We start from the raw sequence: 20,667 nt of genomic DNA on the forward strand, positions 1-20,667 counted from the left end.
GGAAACCTTATGTTTTCTACCACGAAAAAAGAGATAATCGAGGCTGGCATTCTTCTGGATCGCTATGAACTGATTTCACTGACGTGCGGCAACCTGAGCGTCCGCATGCCGACCGGTGAAATCCTCGTGACGCCGTCCGGGATGATGTACGAAAAGATGGTCGAGGATGATATGATCGTCATGAATCTGGACGGCAGCGTAATCGAAGGCACTCGCAAACCGTCCTCCGACACGCCTGCAATTCTGCACATCCTGCGCGAGCGCCCCGATGTTAATGCAGTCATACATACCCATCAGCCTTATGCAACTGCGATTTCGCTGCTGCCGGATCTTACTGAATTTCGCGTCTGTATCACAGCGCTGGCCAATGCTGCAGGCGGCAATGTGCCAATTACCCCGTATTCAGCAGCCGGTTCTATTGACATGGGTATTGATACGGTCAAATATATTGGTAGCGGTCACGCGGTCATTCTGTCCCAGCACGGTGTTATGACCTGCGGCAAGGATTTGAATCAGGCGCTGTATGCTGCTGTGTATCTTGAGGAGGCCGCGAAGTGCTATCTGGCAGCGCGCGCCGCTTCTGCAAACGGGCAACTTAAGCAAATGAGCGATGCACAGATTCAACAAATGGTCGATGTTTTCAGCTATTACGGACAAGGCACCGCTAAAATACCGGAAAACATGGTAAAACGACTGGATTAGCAAACAATATCACGTTCTGGAGCCGCAGTCCAAAGGACTGCGGCTCTTTTGATACTCTAAACAAACTCAACATTGTCAACCCGAGCAGCACTCAGCGCCCCTCTCATATTGCAATAACACATCATTAATTATATTTCACCTTTCACGCTAATCTGTAAGCACCAAGATACAACAGCAAATTCTCACGAGAAATGGCGGGCATCACCCCACGGATTGCCTGCTTTTGATAATATGGAACAATGCATCTGCCACCGTCTTGTTGCATTGTCTGATGGACGGAGTGTCAACACTTTTCCGTACAGTTTTTATAAGGTATGTAGTCTATACTCCGCTGGCGACCTATAGTCCAAGGCACCACGTATGCGCAGGTGATTAAACCAATATAGCCTTCGAATTCCACTTTTAAGCGACCCGCATACCAGTCAAATCACTGTCCACGACCGCATACTTTTCTTGACCGTGAAAGCATCGGGCGAGTTCATTTTTCGCTGCAAATTCATTATATTCGCAAGTTCTTTCCTAATTTTACGACTGCCACAGACATCACGATTGGCATGAAAAGCAGTGTAAACCTTAGTTCCAATGCCGTTTCATCGAGTTTGGACGAGACCTCATAACAGCAACTGCTTCTACTGGTTTTGAAGCCCTTACACATTGTTGATATAGAGTATTTGTGCGCGTTTTGCCGTATCGCAATTACTTTCGTCCGAATATCAGCGCCGCTTGCTTTAACACATCATTCCCATATTGACGTTTGAGCTCTTCTGTGAATTCTCACCTTTCTCGCTTTATGTCATGCCCCTTCTCCATTTCTTCCTGTGTATTATATACGACCTTAGCAAAGCTGTTCAACTGTGTGCAGCCATTCCATTTTGAGGATGTGAAAACCGTGTAGATGGTTCCCCATGACGGGACACGGCGACGCAAGCACGCTGCCAGGCTTTCCAACCAGCTTTCGCAAGTGTAATTTGACGTAAAGAAGCCGGGGTGAATTCTTGCGAATTCACCCCGGCTCTATTTCCTTTAATTACACAGTAGACACCATTGTCAGCGAGGGAGACTAGTTCAACGAACTCCCGGTTTCCGTGCCGCTGCTATCCTTTAAATATTCGTGGGTGCTTGCGGCCTCCACGATGTCCTAGCAGGCCCAAAAGCAATATGATCGTGAGTATTCAGCACCTCGCTAACCGATTCTTTGCTCCACTCCGCATACACGGTCATGTTCTTCGTTAAGGCGACACCGATAACAGCGGTTTTCAGGTCTTTGCCATCGAATTCACCGGAATCCCAATCCCTGCCACAGGGCCGCCTGCCGGGTTTAGGGTCAGAGAAAGCTGTTTTAATTGCTGCCCGCCTCATTGGATGCCTATGCCGCAAACGTTATGATTTTTCTCTGTGGGTGTGCCGGAAAGAACGTCCATGGAGCGATTCCGGGAAAGCCCCGCCGGAAGCGTACTTTCCAGAGACCAGTTTACGGGCGTGTCCCCGGTTGCTTTCAGCGTTTCCTCGCAAGGCACATTGACCGTTCCGGTACGCAGAGCGGTTGTTATAATTTCAGGCGGCGTTGCCCCGGATTCTGCCTTAAAGCTTGCGGAGATGGTATGGATGCCGGTCACGTGCGGGAAGGTATAGCTTGCTGCCGCCCCGACATTTACACCGTCCGCGGTGACATCTTTAAGTACATAGCCACTCAACACGGAGAGATAGCAGGTCTGGTTAGCGCCCTTCACTACGTTGGTTGTTCCAGAAGGCGAGATTGCAGCCCCTTCTCCCGCTGCGGCGGTAATCGCAACCAGCGATTCGTTCGTTGTATAGGTGATGACGGCGTCCTGCGTTGCGGAGACGAACGTCACATTCTGCGCTGCGGAGGACACGGCGCTTCCGGGATTGGCTATCGGAGCTACCTGCTGTGGTCAGCGCGGACGGGGTGAGATCTTTTTCGCACGAGCTGTTTTCCAGGCAAAGAGCAACACCGTTCCGGCGGCAATCAGCAGAAATGCCAAGCTGATTGGACGGGTTACAAAAATGCTCAAGCTGCCGTCAGACAGCACCAGTGCGCGGCGGAAATTCGTTTCCGCCAAAGGTCCCAACACGATGCCAAGCAAAATCGGTACCAGCTGAAAGTCCATTCGGCGCAGGAAATACGCCACAATGCCCACGATTACGATGATGTAAACATCATACAGACTGTTGCTCGTCGAATACGCACCTGCAGTGCAGAAGGTCAATACAATACATCCCAAAATTTCGTAAGGGATTCGTGTGATATGTGCATAAAAGCGCGTAAAAACACTGCCGATCAGGTACATGAATACATTGATTACGATTAGACCAATCATGATTGCATACAGAACATTTCCCTGATCGCGAAACAACATCGGCCCCGGCACCATGCCATGAATCATGAAAGCGCCCATCAGGATGGCAGTTGCACCGTCACCCGGCACACCAAGCGTCAGCATCGGAATCATGGTTGCGCCGCACGCACCATTGTTGGCTGATTCCGATGCAGCAATCCCTTCGATTTCGCCTGTTCCGAAGGTTTCCGGATGCTTCGAGGATGTTTTCACCTGATTATATGCGATAAACGCTGCCAGGCCGCCGCCGGTTCCCGGCGTTGCCCCAATAATACAGCCGATCAGAGAACCAATCCCAATTGGCTTTCGGCACCGCTTGTACTCCTCTTTAGTGATTTTGCACTTCGTAATGCTGGAAGCATCGAATACCTTTTTGTCTGTGCGCGGATTATATTGTGATTTCATCATGATTTCAGAAATCGCAAACAGACCAATGAGCGCAATAATCAAATTGATGCCGCTCATCAGTTGAAGGTTGCCGAATGTGAAGCGAGTCGTACCGCTGATGCCATCCATACCGATTGTAGAAATAAACACACCGATACAGGCACCGATCAGACCCTTGAAAATACTTTTGTTCGATACACCGGCGATAACAGACAGCCCAAATACGGCAAGCGCCAGATACTCAGCCGGCCCGAACAGCAGCGTTACCTTCGCAATCTGCGGTGCTAGAAACAGAAGTGCAAACGCACTGATAAGGCCGCCTATGGTAGACGCAAACAGTGCCATAGACAACGCCTTATATGCCATGCCTTTTTTTGTCATCGGATAACCGTCAAACAACGTAGCCGCATTTGCCGATGTACCCGGTGTATTGATGAGAATTGCCGTAATCGAACCGCCATATGTGCCGCCGCAATAAATAGCCAGCAGCATGAGAATCGCCATGGTAGGCTCCATGCCATAGGTCAACGGAATACACAGGATAATACCTAAATCTGAAGTAAGACCGGGGATTGCACCAACAACAATGCCAAGCGCCAATCCGAGCGGAATAATGAGAAAATTCTGCCACTGTAACAGAACCTGCAGTCCGCTTAAAAACATCTCCACGAAATCTCCCCCTTTCCTTACGGCAGCGACACATGCAACAGGGTTTTAAAGACAAAGTAAACCACGCCAACCATTGCAAGTGGAATCGCGTAGTAATACCATTTTCGCACGCCATAGAACAGTAAAATTGCAACGACAAGCAATGCAGTGGAAATCAAGAAACCTACAAATGTCAGCAGCACGATATAGGCCAGAAGAATCAATGCATAGAGTACCGAGCGCATTTCCTTGCGAAAGCTCTCGGATGCGAATGTGCTGCGATTGAGTATAACAACCTTTTTTTCATTTGCAAAAACACCTTGCAGCAGTAGTCCCAAAGAAAACAAGAACATCCCGCCGATTGCAATACGCGGTATCGTCTGAGCATTGACTGCGGAGGTTTCCAGCGTATCAATCTGACTTGGAACAAGCACCCACAATATGGCTGCCGCCACCAGAAATACGATTCCGGAAATAATTTCCGAATTATATTTGATTTTCATAGTCACACCCTCTTAGGCAGCCGACACGGCGTTTCACTTCACATGAAACGCCGTACTCGACTACACATTTTATTTCAGCAGTGCGATATAATCCTTCATGGATTCCTTCTGCTCTTCAATTTTGGTGATGATTTCGTCCTCAGTACCTTCCCATGCCTTCATGCCCATTTCAGCCATGAACTTCTGGAAGTCGGCGTCAGCGTATACCTTCTGAATGAACTCTGTCAGCACCTTTTTCTTTGCATCGTCCACAGAGGAGCGAACTGCAAAATAGTCCATACCGATGAACTCTGCGTCGATGCCCTGTTCCTTAAACGAGGGGATATGTCCAATGCCATCCACATCGATTCCTTCCGGAATAAAAGTACCAAGGCAAGCCAGCTGGCCGTTTTTCACATAGTCGCGGTATACCGGAGGCGAGCCGATGGCAACGTCCACATGTCCGCCAACCAGTGCGTTGATGGCATCCTGTCCGCCGTCATACGGAACTGCCTCTGCCGCAAGACCCAGCTTTTTAAAGAGCACGGAAATCATTGTATAGCTGTCGTTGCCCGGGCCACCGGTGGTCGCATACTTAATCGTTTTTCCCGATGCCGCATATGCTTTCAAATCATCCATTGTCTTGATGCCGCTCTTTTCAGCATTTGTCAATACAACAAATTCTACTTCGCGCATACCGATCAGCGGTGTAATATCATCGAGCGTATAGTTAACATTCTGGAAGCTGGGGGTTAAGGAGAAAAGCGGGCCGTTCGCAACAACCATGCTGTATCCGTCGTCCGCCGCCTGCAGCGCAGCTGCCATCGCAATGGTTCCCGCACCGCCGTTCTTATTCTCTACGATAACCGGAACGCCCAAGTATTTTTCGCCGTAGGACGCAACCTGACGCGCAATGGTATCCGGCCCGCCGCCCAGGCTCCAAGGCATGATAATCGTTATCTGCTTGGTCGGAAAGGCTTCTTCAGATTTACCAGCGTCTGCACTTGCTCCCCCCTGTGCCGGCTGTCCGCAAGCCGTGACGGACAAAAGCATACCGGATACTAAGACCGCACTCAGGATTCGTTTTACCAAATTCTTCATTTTCATTCCTCCATTTTCTCTAACGCTTCTATTTTGATAAATTCCGATATGATGTTATCAGAATTAACCACAATTTTGATGGCCTGTGCACCATTAGGGTTGCAAAAGAACGGTGGGTATTCCCGTTCATCTGTAAACAGAAATCGAACGCCGGGATGCAATCTCTGCAGTGTCTGATAAACCGAAGCGCAAGCGCTATGGTAGCGCCGGTCAGATGATGCAGTAGTTATTACGTATTCGAGCGGCATTATCTGTGCAATTTTCTCTTCAATACTGTCGATTTGTCCGTGGTGGGGCAGCTTGAGAACGTTTACATTTTTGAATACAACATCATCAATTTCGCTCCACTCGCTCGGACAGTTATCCGCTGTAAGTAAGATTTCCGCTCCATCGCCACACAACTTTAACAGCAAGCTGTAGGTGTTTGAAATTCTGTCCAGCAACACCAGTTCTTCCGTGGGGGCTTTTGCGGTAAATGCCTGCTTTAAATGCTGCTCAAAGCTTTTACGTCTTGTGTCAGAAGGCGCGAGCACCTGCAGCTCCAGCCCGGCAGACAAGACGGGCGGCACGCGCGGCGTTATCATATGTACCGGAATCCCGTTTTGCTCCGCATAATGCATGATGCGTGTCACCGCAGAAAGCGCCCGTGCAAACAGATGCGCACTGCGCGGCGCATTTTCATGCGGAATGAAGCTTCGCTCCTGACAAAACAAAGACGGCTCATAAGGAATTGCAATTTCCCGCACCGGAATCTGATATACAATCTGTTCCAGTCCACACACGTGATCTTCATGAATATGTGATATGATGAGCAAATCAATTGCCTGCACTTTCGTATCACGCAAATAATCCACCGCACGGATACGATATGGAAAACCTTCAAATTCAGCGTCACATGCACTTCCGCCATCCAAAAGCATCGTATATGTGCCTTTTTGTACGAGAATTGCGTCCCCATATCCTACATTAATAAAGCTAATCTCCAAGGCATGTCCCCCTTGTTTATTCTTTTAGCAGATTCTATTTGTCTGCCGTTTTATCATCAGGTCGTTTGCCTTTTGACCAATGATACCGAAGTTTGAATGATGTGCTTCGACGTTTTTTTGCCCTCAATCTGTGCAATCAATTCCTCTGCTGCAATGCGCCCCATTTTTTCTTTGTCCACATGAATGGTGGTAAGCTCCGGTTCAATGAGCTGACTGATTTCGCTATCATCAAAGCCGATAATCGCGACATCTTCAGGAATCCGCAGTCCCGCACGCAATACGGCTTTTATTGCACCGATTGCAATCGTGTCGTTGGTGCAGAATAGTGCCGTCGGATGGTCTTCCAGCGAAAGCATCTGGGAAACGCGATGCACAGCATCGTCCACTGTAGGTTCGATTGTTTGCACGAAGCGCATATCAACCTCTTCGCCAATTTCACGAAGCACATCCACATACCCGTTGTAGCGCGCCATATAAACATGCGGCGAAAAAGCGCCCGCAATTAACCCGATTTTACGATGGCCGCGTTGCGTAAGATGCCGCATCGCAAGTACCGCACCACCATATTGATCGGTTGTAACGCAAAGCAGATCCTCTATGTCTAATGCATTATTCAGCATCACAATCGGCATACTCTGTCTTTTTAGCGCCATGACTGTTTCTGCATCGGTCTGTCCGGCAAGCAATACGCCGTCCATATGCTTTTTAAAGCCAATCTGGCCGTTGGGAAGATATAAATCGCGATCGGAAGAAATAAATAGACTAAATCCTTTGCGTGCACAAGTTTGCAACACGGCCTCAAAAATCGCAGAATAAAAGGGATTCATAACCACAGGATATTGCTTTTCATAAATGATGAAACCAATATTATCCGTTCTGCCCCGTACCATGGCGCGGGCAATTGCATCCGGTGTGTAGTTGAGCAGCTGTGCAGCCTCGTAGACCTTTTGACGCGTCTTGTCCGTAACCTGCTCCGGACTGGCAAAAGCGCGGGACACGGTTGCTTTTGAATACCCGCATAGCTTTGCAACATCTAAAATTGTAGCTGCCATAAAATCGCCCCTATGTATACGTTCTCATTTTTGATTTGTATCTTTCCAAATATCAGTTGATATTAGGGATTATAACAATAATGTGAATCTAATTCTCCGTTTAGTGAATGTAAACGTTCTCATGTGTATATTTTACGATGCTCGCTATAATTTGTCAATCCATTCCTCGAAAACGTTTTCTTTTTGTATATCTCTATATTTTTTCGAACAAAATTTTGTTTTATTGCACAGTGCGTTTGTAGAACTGATTCGATATCCCCCCCTATCTTTTGGTGATTTACACTACGCCATAAGCATCTCAAGTCCATTTTCCCTAACCGCCTTTATATGATTTTTGCATGTCCTATCACAAAACCTAAAGAAGCGCCCCGGATAGGGCGCTTCTTTGGGTTTTTACTTTTCCTCACACGGCAGCGAAATACAAACCGAAAACGTCTGTCCGTCCGTTTCGCTTGTAAATGTCCCGCGGTGATCCCGCGCAATCTTTTCACAGGTTTTCAGGCCAATCCGTGTGCTTTCCGGTCGATTTCCGTCCTGTCGCACTGCATTATGCAGGCCGATTGTCAGCATCCCCTGCTCGATACGGTATTCTGCCCGCACCAGCTGTGTCGAATCGCCGTATTTTCCAACATTCGAGATGAGATTGTCAATCAGACGTCGGAAGAGTTCTACATTGACGTACAGACGGCCGGAAAAATCCAGCGCATTCCGCTCAACCGTAAAGCCGCGGCTTTCCAGTTCAAACAGGCCTTCCTCCATCGTCTGCCCGAGAAGCGACGCCGCATCCACCGCTTGCAGGTCGAGTGGTTGCCCCTCCCTGTCGTAAACCAGAAAATACTAAAACAGACGATCGGACATCTCCTTAATCTGCTGCGCCTTACTCCGACTGAGTGCGAGAAAACGCGCGTGCTCCTCTTCATTCTTACACTTCTGCATAGTCATGATGTCGAGATAGCCAATCAGCGCCGTCAGCGGGGTGCGTAAATCGTGCGACATAGCAGTTACCAATGCGTGGTTAGCCTCCCGCGCTTCCTGCTCATCCTGCTGACGGCTGATGACTGCCTGCCTCATGTCGTTGATGCCGCGCGCCAAATCGGCCAGTTCGTCCTCGCCGCGTACGGCCACCGTGTATTCCAAATCACCGCCCTCCAGAATACGCAATTCGTCCCGCATGCGGGTAATATAGCGCGTTTTCTTGCGAATCAGCGTCAGCAGCACCGCAACAAATACCACAAAGGAAAGCAGCAGTGACAGGATGGTGATTGCAAAATAGTAATTCTCAAAAAAGCAGAGAAAGGTCGCCTGCGCCGGACCGTCCGCAAACTGTACCTCGTACTGTGCTACTGGTGCGTCATCCGCTGAAGCCTCCTCTGTCCAGAGCAGTCCCGCGTTGTAAATCGGCTGCCCGTCGCGGCGGAGAATGACCAGCACACTTCGATGATCGCGCAGCCATTGATCCAACGCATCGGTATCCGTACCGGACAGCTTATGCTGATCCACATATGCCTGCAGCTTATCCGCATAGCGCTGTTCTTCCCGGTGCGCGAAGGCATCATTCGTTGAATAGCGGTAAAACCACTCGGACAGCGCAGAATTGGACACGAAAAGCACCGTGCCCGCAAGCAGCAGCGCGGCAATGACGGCTGCAAGCAGTTGGGTACTCAACCGCTTCCATTTGATGCGTTTACCCAACAAAATACCCCTTTCCCCACACGTTTTTCACGTATCGCGGGTTCTGCGGATCATCCTCTAGTTTCTTTCTCAGATTGCGGATGTGTACCATTACCGTATTATTGGCACTGGGAAGGTAAGGCTCCTCCCACACCGCTTCGTAAATCCGCTGTACGCTGTAAATCGTGCCGCGATGGCAAGCGAGCAGCAACAGAATACGGTGCTCGATATCGGTCAGCGGGATGGCCTCCCCCTCGCGCGTGACCTCGGCGCGATCGGTGTGAACGGTAAGGCCGGGCAGCGCAACCGTGTCGCTCTCCTCCGCAGGCTCTTTGCCGCGGTACACGCAGTACCGGCGCAGCATGGCCTTGATACGGGCTGTCAGCTCGGCATAGGAAAAGGGCTTCACCAGATAATCGTCTCCGCCCGCCGAGAATCCTACAGTTTTATCCGAATCCTGCGACTTTGCGGTCAAAAACAGGATGGGTACAGTCGATTGCTTGCGAATCTCGGCGCAGGCCGACACGCCCGACCGTCCGGGCATCATCACGTCCAGAATCACCAAATCGATTGTATCATCCATGCGTTCAACAGCCTGATCACCGTTGGCCGCTTCGACCACAGTCATGCCCTCGCTTTCAAGCAAAATGCGCACAACCTCACGGATTTCGGGATCGTCATCTGCAAATAAAATCTTTTTCTCTTCCATTTCCCCGCCTCCTTATTCCATCATACAGGACGTTGCACCGCTTGACCAGCATTACGTGCGCGGCGACGCAAGCAGCACGCGAACGCGGCCGCCCAATGCATCCTCCCGATCGTAAAAGGCGCGGATTCTGTAACGCCCGGTGTCTAGTTCGTTACGATCAATCCGGCGATACATGCCGTTTACGACCACATATGCCGCACAGCGGTCGGAAATCGTGTACGCCTTGCCGCCGCCCTTAACCGTCATGCCGGAAAGCAATTCCACCTGCTTAAGCTCGCTCAGCGGACGAATACTGCTGATTTCTCCGCTTTTACGGACAAACTTCGCGGGTCCCGGCTGAATGCCAAACAGCTTATCCGAAGTTGATAAGTCGCTCTGCTCGCCGTTAATCAAGAATCGGTAGGTGCCGCTCGTGCTCATATTTTCCGACTGCTCCTTGGCCGAAAGCACGATGCCGTAGGCGTGGCGGTCGCCGGTTAAATCCTTTAAAATTAAGCCGGTGATTTCTCCCGCAGGGTTGGTCTCTGCCCAACGCACATTGTCGGACGAGAGGTTCAGTCCGTCCAGACGGCTGAGGAACACGCGTGCACCACCGGTTTCGTCTGCATCCAGAATATTGGCCGTGGGCGAAACCGGCGTGTTGCCGATGCGCCCTGCCGCGGCCGAAACCCTGCCGGAAACCGAAGCCGAGCTGCCAAGAGAAGTGATGTTTGTCTTGTCCGTGGCAAAGGTCACGCGCACCAGCGCACCGGTTTCGTACTTGCGGTCGGCACGCAGGGTGTAGTTCTGACCGTCCAGACCAATTAGCGTGACCGACGGTGCATCGAAATTCGTGCCGGTAGCCGACGGGAAGTTCTTTGTTTCACTGGAAATGACCACGCCGACCAATTCACTGGTCAGGGCGCTCGCTGCATATGCCGCGACTGCCTCCCCATTCCGTCCAAGCAACAGCGTGACATTTGAGCCGAGCGGCAAACCGCCCGACGAGCCGAGCGCCGCAACTGCCGCACCCAAAACCGGGTATTCCGTACCCGCAACTGTGACTGATGTGGGACTCTGCTTGTTCGGCGCGGTCTTTTCCAAAGTACCACTGACACGGCGCGCATACGCCCAGACAGTCTGTCCCACGCGGTCGTAATACAGCACATCCCACGGCTGCAAATCGTTTGCCGTAGCCGGCGCATCGTTTCGGAACACGCGCTGCGGTGTAAAGGACAACGCACTCTTCCAGCCTGCCGCTGTCACAACGACCGGTCCCTCAGTAGCCTTTTGCAGCATGGCAGTATAGTCCGGGTTGCCTGCGCTGTCAAGCGCGTAGCCAAGAGTCTGCGCATATTTCTGCTCGCCCTCTTTCGGCTTTGCCGAAAGCAGATTGTAGAGCAATCGCGCGCAGTCGCTGTTGCTGATCGAGCTTGTGGACTCCGCCGAGATGCCGTCTCGCAGACCGAGCGTTGCCGCGAGCGCCATCTGCGCCTGCGGATAGCTGCCTGCAAAATCAGCCGGCGTATAACCGAGGACACCCAGTACAGCGGTCATAGCCTCCGCGGCAGTGACGGCTTGCCTAGGGCGGAACGAGCCGTCCAGATAGCCCGACATCCACCCCTTGTCTGCCGCGAGCTTGATCGCGCCCGCCGACGGGTCGCTGTGCGGCACATCACGATAGGGCGAGACGACGGCAGCAATCTGATTTTTATAGGCTGACGCGCCTGCCAACATGCGGGCAAACGCGCCGCGCGTGACCGTACCGCTCTGTTCGGCGTTCACGCCGAGCACGGCGGCCACCTGACGGATGACAGCCGGCTCACCCGCTGCCGCGCCGGCAGACAGTCCGAATGTGCCGCATAATAAGGCGGCCGAAAGCAATAGAGAAAGTGCTTTTTTCATGATAATTTCCTTTCTTAGAGCCGTTTTAAGAGCATTCTAATCATATCGCAGCGCATCAATCGGGTTGAGCCGCGCCGCGCGTCTGGCTGGCATAAAGCCGAAAAATACACCGATGCCCGCCGAAATACTAAAGGACATCAGCATCGCGCCCATCGAAGGAGAAACGTTCATGTTCATCAGCTTTCCGGCTGCAATTGACACACCTGCACCGAGCGCAATGCCAATCAGCCCACCGATGGTCGAGGTCGTCGCCGCCTCAATGACGAACTGGCTCATGATATCCCGCCGTTTCGCACCGAGCGACTTCCGAATGCCGATTTCCCGCGTGCGCTCGGTGACCGAGACAAGCATGATGTTCATAATGCCAATGCCGCCGACAAGCAGGCTGATACCGGCAATGCCAACGAGCACCAGCGTCATGGTTTTATTCATCTGATTAATGGAGGTTACCATTTCGGCGTTGTCCATGATGTAATACGCATCCCGGCTTTTGAAAATTTCATACAGCTTCTGGTCTATTACGGACTTGGCTTCTGGGTTCTTATCCGCACTGGCTGTGGAAAAGGTAAAGCTCGACACCTCGCCCCCGCCAAGCGCGGAGGAAAGCGTGTAGGGCACGAAAATGCGATCGTCATCCGATCCCTTTTCGCCGTTGGCCTTCTTTTCAAGCACGCCGATGATTTTATATTCATCACCGCTGAGCTTGATAATCTGCCCGACTGCCCGTCCGCGAAACGCCTGATTTGCCACATAAGAGCCAACCACGCACACCTTACTGCGTCGCGAAACATCAATATAGCCTAGGAAACGCCCCTGTGACAGCGTGAGCTTGTCGACCGCGTTATGCTGCTCGCCCACGCCGATGACCTTGGTGGATTTGAGTTCCGTTGTGCCGCGCGTCGTGCGCACGGTGAGGCTTACCGTGGGTGACATCGCCGCAAACATCGACTGGTTCTCGCGGTAGAGCTTATCCAAATCGTCCGGCCCGACCGTGCGCGACGGTCCCATGCCGAACACCTCGACCGTCAGGCGGTTGGTGCCCATTTTGGAAAATTCGTCTGTCATCTGGCGCGACATGCCATCCATCAGCGACACGAGAATGATAACCGATGCTACGCCGATGATGATGCCCAGCATGGTCAGAAACGCACGCACCTTGCTGCTTGCCAAGCTCTTGAGTGCCAAACGCAGCGATTGGAGCAGACTCATGACACCACCCCTTTTGCAAACTGCACTTGCTCTGCCGCGACTGCCGAACCGTCATAGACGATTTTTCCGTCTGCCAGACGGATGATGCGCTGTGCCTCGGCGGCAATGGCGTTGTCATGCGTGATGAGCACGATGGTGTTCCCGCTCTCGTGCAGCTGCCTCAGAAAATCCAGCACCTCACGGCTGGTGCCGCTGTCGAGTGCGCCGGTCGGTTCATCGGCCAGTATGATAGAAGGATCGCCTGCCAACGCGCGGGCAATAGACACACGCTGCTGCTGCCCGCCCGAAAGCTGACTGGGCAGATGATGAATCTTATCCGCAAGACCGACACGGCTGAGCGCCTGCCGTGCCCGCTCTGCCCGTTCCTGCGGCGGCACCTTGGCATACAGCAGCGACAGTTCAACGTTCTCCTGCACCGAAAGACGGGGCAGCAGGTTGTACTGCTGAAAAATAAACCCCAGCATGGTGTTGCGGAATGAGGCCTGTGCGTCCTCATCAATGGTCGAAACGTCGGTTCCGCCGAGCAAATAACGTCCGCTCGTCGGCACATCGAGACAGCCGATGATGTTCATGCAGGTCGACTTGCCCGAACCGGACTGTCCGACGATGGCAACAAATTCACCGCGGTCTATGCGGAAGGAAACGCCGTCTGCGGCGCGCACCTCGCTGTCGCCCATATGATAGATTTTATGAATATCCTGAAATTCAATCAATGGAGTCTGTTCCATTGTGTACCGCCTTCTTAAACCATGAAGTTTTCGCCGCCCATGTCGGAGAATCCTCCGTCCGCAGGCACGCTCGGCTCGGCTGCCGGCGCATATACCTCGTCGCCTTCGGAAAGACCGTCCTTAATTTCAATGTATGTACCATCCGTCACGCCTGCGGTCACCTTGACCGCGTGATAGCCTGCTGGCTGTGCCGGGTCGGGCTGAGCGTCTGCATCGGGCTTGTAGCCGGGGCCGTCCTTGACGTATACCACGTCGCCGTATTGCACGGCGGTCACTGGGACTGCAAGCACCTGATCCGCCCGTGCAACCTCGATGCGGGCGCTGACATTCATGCCGGGCAGCAGCTCCTCAGGCGGGTTGTCAACACGTACGGTCACCGGATAGCTGGTCGTGCCTTTATCGGTGTTGCCCGCAACGCTGCGGCGGATGATGACGCCCGCAAAGGTGCGCCCATCCAGCGCATCCACCTTGACCTGCACCTTCTGTCCGACCTTGACCACGTTGATATCCAGTTCATTGAGCGGCAGATTAAACACCAGTGAGGACAGGTCATAAATCACCGCCATGGCATTCGAATTGCTGCTCTGCGTACCCTGCTGTCCCAGTGTATCACCCGCCTTGATGTTCTTGGTGACGACTGTGCCCTCAATCGGTGAGACAATATTGTAATTCTGCAGAGTTTTATTTGCATTTTCAAGCGTCAGCTCCGCAGAACGGACAGCGAGCGCCGCCGACTGGCTCTGGCTGTTCAGCGATTCGCTTGACAGGGTGAGAATAGTTTCTCCCGCTTTCAGCAGCCCGCCTTGCTTGGCGGAAATGGATACCACCGTGCCGCTGACCTGTGCGGTAATCTCGCTTTCGTCGTTGTAACGGAACGCCGCGCTGCCGCTCGACGCAACGCCGCCAATAACCGCGCTCGCCGAGGCCGACGGAGAAAGCGCACCCGGATTAATCACCGAGATGGTGACGTTTTTGACCATCTGAAAGCCGTTTCCGACCGTGACAGCCGCATCAATCGACTTAATCTTACCCGAAACGGTTTCAAAGCTGCCCGCGACCGTGACCTGCGCCATTTGACCGACCGAAAACCGATCCGCATCCGCGGCGTTAAAGGGCACGGTCAGCAGCATGGTCGCACTGTCGCGCATCGAAGCTACTTTAGCGCCCGCTTCAATCCGATCGCCCACTCCGACATGCAGCGCAGTCACCATGCCGCCGCGCAGCGCCTTGACAATCAGGCTGCTCAGGCCGTCGGTCTGCTGACGGTAGCTCATCTGACTCTGGCTGAGGGCGATTTTGGCGTCCTCAATGCCCTTCTGTGCCTCGGCAGGGTCAATGCGGTACAGCATCTGTCCCTTCTTGACCTTGTCGCCCTCTTCAAATGAGCTTTCAAGCACATTTCCGCTGACGAGCGGTGTCACATTGTATTGATTGATCGGCGCAAGCGTGCCCACGCCGGTCAGCTCACGGATGATGTCACGCCGCTCAACCGGTGCCGACGGAGTGAGGTCCGATGCACCCGCCGCAGGTTTACGCAGTAGATGTACTGCCGCACCGCCTGTGATGCACAGTACCAACACACCGGCAATGATACGCGGTGCGAACCGCCGCAGTTTTGTCTTTGCATCCGGCAACGCGAGTGCTCGGTCAAACAGCTTGTTATTTTGTCTCAGCTTCATAGAGGTGCTCCCCTTCTGTCTCTTTCTTGTATTATCTTCATATCTGGGATTATATCGGGTATTTTACAGGTTTTCCACCCATTTGAGGCGCAATTAAGGAAGATTCAGAAAGCAGTCGCTTCAGCTTCATATTTCTTAAGACATAAAAAACAGGCATATCCTGTCTGGTAAAACGGTAGCATAACGCTCTAAATATTGATTTGCGACTTATCTGCATCGTCGATATGCCCTTCTGTGATTGCTCTAGCCGCAGTCGCTTACAGGTTTTCTATAACAGTATAAAACAGCAAGTCCTCAAGCTATGAAACGCTATATCCCTGACTTTCCACAGAAAAAAGCACTGAAACCTTTGTTTCAGTGCTTTTAATACATCATTCCGCAAGATCTCCGCGCGTCTGAATCGGCTCACATACCCATCACTTCCCGTTGAAAATGCAAAATCTCTCCCCTTGTATTTTTCAGTGGCCCTGCTGTTTCCAGTTTCAAACTGACCGCAGCCGTTGCAAAGTTCAGCGCCTGTTGCACGCCGCGGTGCAGCCGTTCAACCAGATAAACACCGAAAGCGGTATCGCCCCGTCCCGTTCGCCCCTCTAAACTGCGCGGCCGCATGGGACAGGTATACACTGCGCCCCCGGCACAAACCAGCACCTCGCTGTTATGCGTAACCATGACTTCCTTTGCACCCCACGCATGCATCTGCCACGCAGCCTCTGCACGGTCAGCGCATCCGGTTAGGATTTCTGCCTCGGCCGCGTCTGTTTTTAAAAAATGGATATACGGAAAAACCCGGCACTTCTCCTCATAGTCGGCAAAATACAGGCCCTTGCGCTTCGCGTCCAGACAACGCAGAAAGCCCTGCATGTCAACCGCCACTTTGCCGCGCCGCGACAAGGTTTCTATCATGCCATCCTCATAATCTCCGCGGATTAGACCTGCCAGATGATAGATTTCACTTTGGATATCATCGGGTATCTCGTCCGCCCGAAACGATTCGGCAACCGAAGATACTATTAAATCGCGCCGTTCCCGATCTGCTGTGTGATACCAGTTGAGCATCGAGGTGCTGCTTTCGCTTGGCTTCCAGTAAATATCCTGCCGTGAAAATGGCATCAAATCCAAAATCGGTGCATCGGTGCGCGCTGTTTTGGTCAACAGACCGACCTTTGCGCCAACGGCCCACGCCGCATATGCGCTAAACAGCTCTGGCCGCCGTAAAAACGTTCGCAGTGGTCAAGGTGATCACGCGACTCGTCGTTTGTGATGTGTCCAATCAAAAAACTGTCATACCGCTTCATGTGTTGTGTCTCCTCCCGCATGATAGCTGTTTACGGTACAGTTGCCCTGGTCATCAATCATGCACCGAACCGCTTGGTGGTATGCGGGCACAATTCCTGGACGCACCACCGCATCGGTAAACAACAGCTGTGCATTCGCACGCCTCGCCAGTTCAACGGCCAACCCGCTCGGGCAATCATCCACTCGCATGTTGGATACCGAAACCACCACATACTGCGGCCGCAGCATTTCGCTCAGTCGCTCGGTATAGGAATCCCAGTGTCCGTGATGCGGCAGTTTGACTACCGTGCAGGGTGCAATGTCCTGCATTTCCCAGCAGCTTGCGTATACATCTCCCGGCAATTCCACTGCGCTGCCCCGATAGGTCAGCCGCATTCGTATGCTCGTATTATTGATAAACTGATCCAGTTCATCAAGTCTCCCGCCATCCGCAGCGCCCGAAAACTGATTTTCCCAAATCTGTGCCTGTCGGTCATACAGCTCCGGCTCTTCACCAAAAACGTCCAGCTGCAGATTTTCACACAGCATAATCTGCCGTGTGGTCCCGCTAATCCGGGACATTCTCGTACCCTGACGATGCATTTCACGCAGCGCGGGCAGATATGTATTCATCGAATGAAATAGACATCTTGCGCCGGACGAAAGGTCATCCGGCACCGCAAGCGTACGGTTCCACACCTCTTGCGGCGGCAGATAATTGGTCCAAAACTCGTCTATTGAGATACCCGGCAGTAAATGTCGGAGTCCGCCGCTGTGATCCAGATGCAAATGCGTCAGCACCAGCAGATTGAGATGATTAATCCCCTGATCCCGCAGGAACTGTGCGGCAGTCACCCGCTGAGAACCCGGATAGGCCTTGCCGGTGTTTAAATCACCGCAGTCCACCAGCATCACAAATTCCCGTTGGCCGCCCGTTGTTTTTTGTATCAGGATCGCATCGCCATAGCCGACATTGATAAAATCAATCGTCAGCATTCTTTAGTCCTCATCTTTCAAAGCATGGAGTTTTGCGGTATCCAATATGAGCTGCACCGCACCGGTTCGTGCGCCGGTCAAGTCGGGGTTAGAATCATCAATAATAAAGCTATGCTCCCCTACGCGCACCCAATAGCGAATGACGCGGCCAAGGAAGTTATAATGATCGATTACACCATCCAACCGCGCATGATGCTCACTTATTTCGCCCTCTCGTGCTATATGCATGCACTCCGGCCTAACCACAAGTGAGATGCAGCCGCCCGCAGGCACATCGAGTACGACGGGAACATGCAGCGTCTGCCCAGCATACGAGACGAGCGAGCCCCCCTCTTCCGCCGCAACCATCGTTGCCGGCAGGAAGTTCACTGTGCCGACAAAGTCTGCGACAAACTTGTTCACCGGATGGAAGTAAATATCCCACGGCGAACCAATCTGCTCGATTTTTCCGCGCCGCATCACCGCAATGATATCAGACATCGACAGTGCCTCATCCTGATCGTGGGTGACATAAATCGTCGTAATGCCAAGCTTCTGCTGAATTTGCCTCAGCTCGCTGCGCACTTCAACACGCAGTTTCGCATCCAAATTGGACAGCGGTTCGTCAAGCAGCAGAATCTCCTGCCCCATGATGAGCGCGCGGGCAAAGGCAACACGTTGCTGCTGCCCGCCCGACATTTGCTTGGGAAAGCGCGTTTCCAAGCCTTGCAGGTTGAACATCTCCAGCATGTCATTGACCTTTCTGTCAACGACATCCTTCGGCACCTTTTTCAGCCGCAAGCCGTAGGAGATATTCTCATACACCGTCATGTGCGGAAACAGTGCATATTCCTGAAACACCAACGGCGTGTTGCGTTTAAACGGCGGTAAGCCGTTCATCCGCTTGCCCTCAATCAGTACATCGCCCTCCTCCGGTTCGGAAAAACCGGCAAGCTGCCGCATCAGCGTGGTTTTTCCGCAGCCGGAAGGGCCGAGCAGCGTGACAAACGCGCCCTTTGGAATGTTCAACGAAACATGGTCGAGCGCTACAAAATCGTCGAACCGTTTGACGATATTCCTAAATTCAATAAAGTATCCCATAGTGATTTCATCCTCCCGCTTACAGCTCAAGCTTGATGCCCTGCTTGCCCAGAATATACTGTGCTGCACGCAGCACGGCAAACGCAATCGTAATCAGAACAATGGTGAAGGCCGCCGCTTCGCCCCACTGTCCATTCTGCACCAACACCATGATCGAAATGGTACCGACTGTGGTGCGCGGCGCATAAAGGAAAATAACCACTGACAAGCAGGTGACCGAACGCAGGAAGGACAGCACAAAGCCCGACAAAAACGGTGCTTTCAGCAACGGCAAGATGATGTCCTTAAAGGACCGGAAGCTGTTCGCACCAAGATTCAGCGCCGCATCCTCCACCGAGTTTCCGATTTGCTGCAGACCCGCAGTCGCTGCGCTGTAACAGGTCGGAATATTCCAGAACAGCAGCGCGAGCACCATAATTGCAGCCGTGCCGGTCAGCTCGACCGGCTTTTCGTTAAACGCCATAACAAAGCCGATACCAAGGAAGATGCCCGGAATCGCGCCCGGCAGAATGGCAAGAAAATCCAATAGTTTATTGATGCCAATCTGCTTTTTCTGCACGATATAGGCGAGAATCATCGCCAGGAAGGACGCACCAAGCGAGGATAGAAAGGCAAATTTAATGGAATTCCAAATCTGCCCGCCCTTGTGGAACACGTACTGGAGATTTTTCAGCGTCATCGACCAGTCATACCCCCAAGCCTTGGTGAACGCACCATAGAGCAGCGTACCGTAAACCAGCAGAATAAAGAGGGAGATAAACATCGTCAAGCCGAACAACGTCCACTTGACCCACTTGGGCAGAGAAAACGGATTGAGCGAAATCTCCTTGCCGGTGATTGTGACGTAGGATCGACGGCCAACCCAGAAACGGTTGACCAAAAAGATCATCAGCGCGGGCACCAGCAGGGCAACCGCCAACACCGACGCGGTTTTCATATCATACCAACCCGAAATTTGCATATAGGCTTCGGTCGGCAACAGGGCAAGGTCGCCACCAATCATCATCGGATTGCCGAAGTCGGTCAGCACGTTGATTGCCGCAATCAGCGCGCCGCCCGCGATGCCCGGACGGCAGAGTGGGAAAAACACATCCCGGAACACCTGCCAGCGTGTTGCCCCCATATTATAGGCCGCGTATTCCAGATTGGTGGAAATGGAGCGAATAACACCGTAAATCACCGAATAAGCGTACGGGAAAAAGGTAACAGTTTGCACAATCCAAAGTCCGAAACGTCCGTATATGTCCACCTGCATGCCGAGCACACCCTTGGTGATGATACCCTGCACGCCAAACAGCAGGATGTAGCTCAGCGCGACGATGAACGGCGGCGACACAATCGGCAAAAGCGTTACAAACCGAAACAGACCCTTACACGGCACATCGAGCCGCGCATTTACGTAAGCAAACAAAAACGCAACCGCCGTGCAGGATACAGTAGATATCACGGTCATAAACAAGCTGTTTTTGATGGCTGTTGCCCAACGGGCCTTTTGCACCAACTGTGCATAATCCTGCCACTCCGGCACGGTAATCACGCGAATTACCGGGTAAATCACAAAATATCCCACAAATATCACAATCGCTGCAATGACAATCAATAGCAGCGGTTCATTTTTTAATCGCTTCATTTCCTTTACGGATTCTTTGACCGAAACTCCGGCCGCCATAGGATCACTTCCTTTTCCGAGTAGTCAAAAAGCGCCCGCCCCTGACAGGCGG

19 protein-coding genes are annotated in these 20,667 nt (G+C 52.3%); 1 reads left to right on the plus strand and 18 read right to left on the minus strand.

Annotation, left to right across the window (positions count from 1 at the left end; translation table 11 throughout):
* Positions 1–9 precede the first annotated feature (9 nt).
* Positions 10–702: a class II aldolase/adducin family protein gene (locus QOX26_RS03040; protein WP_283673416.1), complete on the plus strand. Its 693-nt coding sequence runs from the start codon at positions 10–12 to the stop codon at positions 700–702.
* Positions 703–1,007: 305 nt separating this feature from the next.
* On the opposite strand, the gene QOX26_RS14365 is transcribed toward QOX26_RS03040, so the two are convergent.
* The 18 genes from QOX26_RS14365 to QOX26_RS03125 form a co-directional block, all read right to left on the minus strand.
* Positions 1,008–1,124, minus strand: a complete 117-nt coding sequence (locus tag QOX26_RS14365) for an IS3 family transposase (protein WP_442870205.1) — start codon at positions 1,122–1,124, stop codon at positions 1,008–1,010.
* Between the two features lie 933 nt (positions 1,125–2,057).
* On the minus strand, positions 2,058–2,555 hold the full coding sequence (locus tag QOX26_RS03045; protein WP_283673417.1) for a hypothetical protein: 498 nt from the start codon (positions 2,553–2,555) through the stop codon (positions 2,058–2,060).
* Between the two features lie 60 nt (positions 2,556–2,615).
* Positions 2,616–4,109, minus strand: a complete 1,494-nt coding sequence (locus tag QOX26_RS03050) for a tripartite tricarboxylate transporter permease (RefSeq protein ID WP_283673706.1) — start codon at positions 4,107–4,109, stop codon at positions 2,616–2,618.
* A 23-nt stretch (positions 4,110–4,132) separates the two neighbouring features.
* A complete protein-coding gene (locus tag QOX26_RS03055) occupies positions 4,133–4,597 on the minus strand; it encodes a tripartite tricarboxylate transporter TctB family protein (protein WP_283673418.1) in 465 nt (154 codons plus the stop codon).
* Positions 4,598–4,666: 69 nt separating this feature from the next.
* Entirely contained in the window at positions 4,667–5,677 is a 1,011-nt protein-coding gene (locus QOX26_RS03060) for a tripartite tricarboxylate transporter substrate binding protein (RefSeq protein ID WP_283673419.1), read from the minus strand.
* Between the two features lie 2 nt (positions 5,678–5,679).
* Positions 5,680–6,663 (minus strand): ComEC/Rec2 family competence protein, encoded by a 984-nt coding sequence (locus tag QOX26_RS03065; protein ID WP_283673420.1) that lies wholly within the window; start codon positions 6,661–6,663, stop codon positions 5,680–5,682.
* A 56-nt stretch (positions 6,664–6,719) separates the two neighbouring features.
* Complete coding sequence (locus tag QOX26_RS03070; protein ID WP_283673421.1) at positions 6,720–7,715, minus strand: LacI family DNA-binding transcriptional regulator; 996 nt, start codon at positions 7,713–7,715, stop codon at positions 6,720–6,722.
* Positions 7,716–8,108: 393 nt separating this feature from the next.
* Complete coding sequence (locus tag QOX26_RS03075) at positions 8,109–8,504, minus strand: GHKL domain-containing protein (protein WP_283673422.1); 396 nt, start codon at positions 8,502–8,504, stop codon at positions 8,109–8,111.
* Between the two features lie 48 nt (positions 8,505–8,552).
* The gene (locus QOX26_RS03080; protein ID WP_283673423.1) at positions 8,553–9,380 is read right to left on the minus strand and encodes a histidine kinase dimerization/phospho-acceptor domain-containing protein; all 828 of its coding nucleotides are present in this window, start codon (positions 9,378–9,380) and stop codon (positions 8,553–8,555) included.
* A 19-nt stretch (positions 9,381–9,399) separates the two neighbouring features.
* Entirely contained in the window at positions 9,400–10,095 is a 696-nt protein-coding gene (locus QOX26_RS03085) for a response regulator transcription factor (RefSeq protein ID WP_283673424.1), read from the minus strand.
* 51 nt (positions 10,096–10,146) lie between these two features.
* Positions 10,147–11,979 (minus strand): S-layer homology domain-containing protein, encoded by a 1,833-nt coding sequence (locus tag QOX26_RS03090; RefSeq protein ID WP_283673425.1) that lies wholly within the window; start codon positions 11,977–11,979, stop codon positions 10,147–10,149.
* Positions 11,980–12,015: 36 nt separating this feature from the next.
* Complete coding sequence (locus QOX26_RS03095) at positions 12,016–13,188, minus strand: ABC transporter permease (RefSeq protein WP_283673426.1); 1,173 nt, start codon at positions 13,186–13,188, stop codon at positions 12,016–12,018.
* The gene (locus QOX26_RS03100; RefSeq protein ID WP_283673427.1) at positions 13,185–13,916 is read right to left on the minus strand and encodes an ABC transporter ATP-binding protein; all 732 of its coding nucleotides are present in this window, start codon (positions 13,914–13,916) and stop codon (positions 13,185–13,187) included. Before QOX26_RS03100 ends, QOX26_RS03095 begins: the two co-directional genes overlap by 4 nt.
* A gap of 14 nt (positions 13,917–13,930) precedes the next feature.
* Positions 13,931–15,595 (minus strand): efflux RND transporter periplasmic adaptor subunit, encoded by a 1,665-nt coding sequence (locus QOX26_RS03105; RefSeq protein WP_283673428.1) that lies wholly within the window; start codon positions 15,593–15,595, stop codon positions 13,931–13,933.
* A gap of 405 nt (positions 15,596–16,000) precedes the next feature.
* The gene (locus QOX26_RS03110) at positions 16,001–16,747 is read right to left on the minus strand and encodes a PfkB family carbohydrate kinase (protein WP_283673429.1); all 747 of its coding nucleotides are present in this window, start codon (positions 16,745–16,747) and stop codon (positions 16,001–16,003) included.
* Positions 16,748–16,876: 129 nt separating this feature from the next.
* Positions 16,877–17,866: a ComEC/Rec2 family competence protein gene (locus QOX26_RS03115; protein WP_283673430.1), complete on the minus strand. Its 990-nt coding sequence runs from the start codon at positions 17,864–17,866 to the stop codon at positions 16,877–16,879.
* 3 nt (positions 17,867–17,869) lie between these two features.
* On the minus strand, positions 17,870–18,946 hold the full coding sequence (locus tag QOX26_RS03120) for an ABC transporter ATP-binding protein (protein WP_283673431.1): 1,077 nt from the start codon (positions 18,944–18,946) through the stop codon (positions 17,870–17,872).
* A 19-nt stretch (positions 18,947–18,965) separates the two neighbouring features.
* Entirely contained in the window at positions 18,966–20,576 is a 1,611-nt protein-coding gene (locus QOX26_RS03125) for an ABC transporter permease (protein ID WP_283673432.1), read from the minus strand.
* Between the last annotated feature and the right edge of the window lie 91 nt (positions 20,577–20,667).

The organism is Butyricicoccus sp. Marseille-Q5471, assembly GCF_951230135.1.
Lineage (GTDB): Bacteria > Bacillota > Clostridia > Oscillospirales > Butyricicoccaceae > Agathobaculum.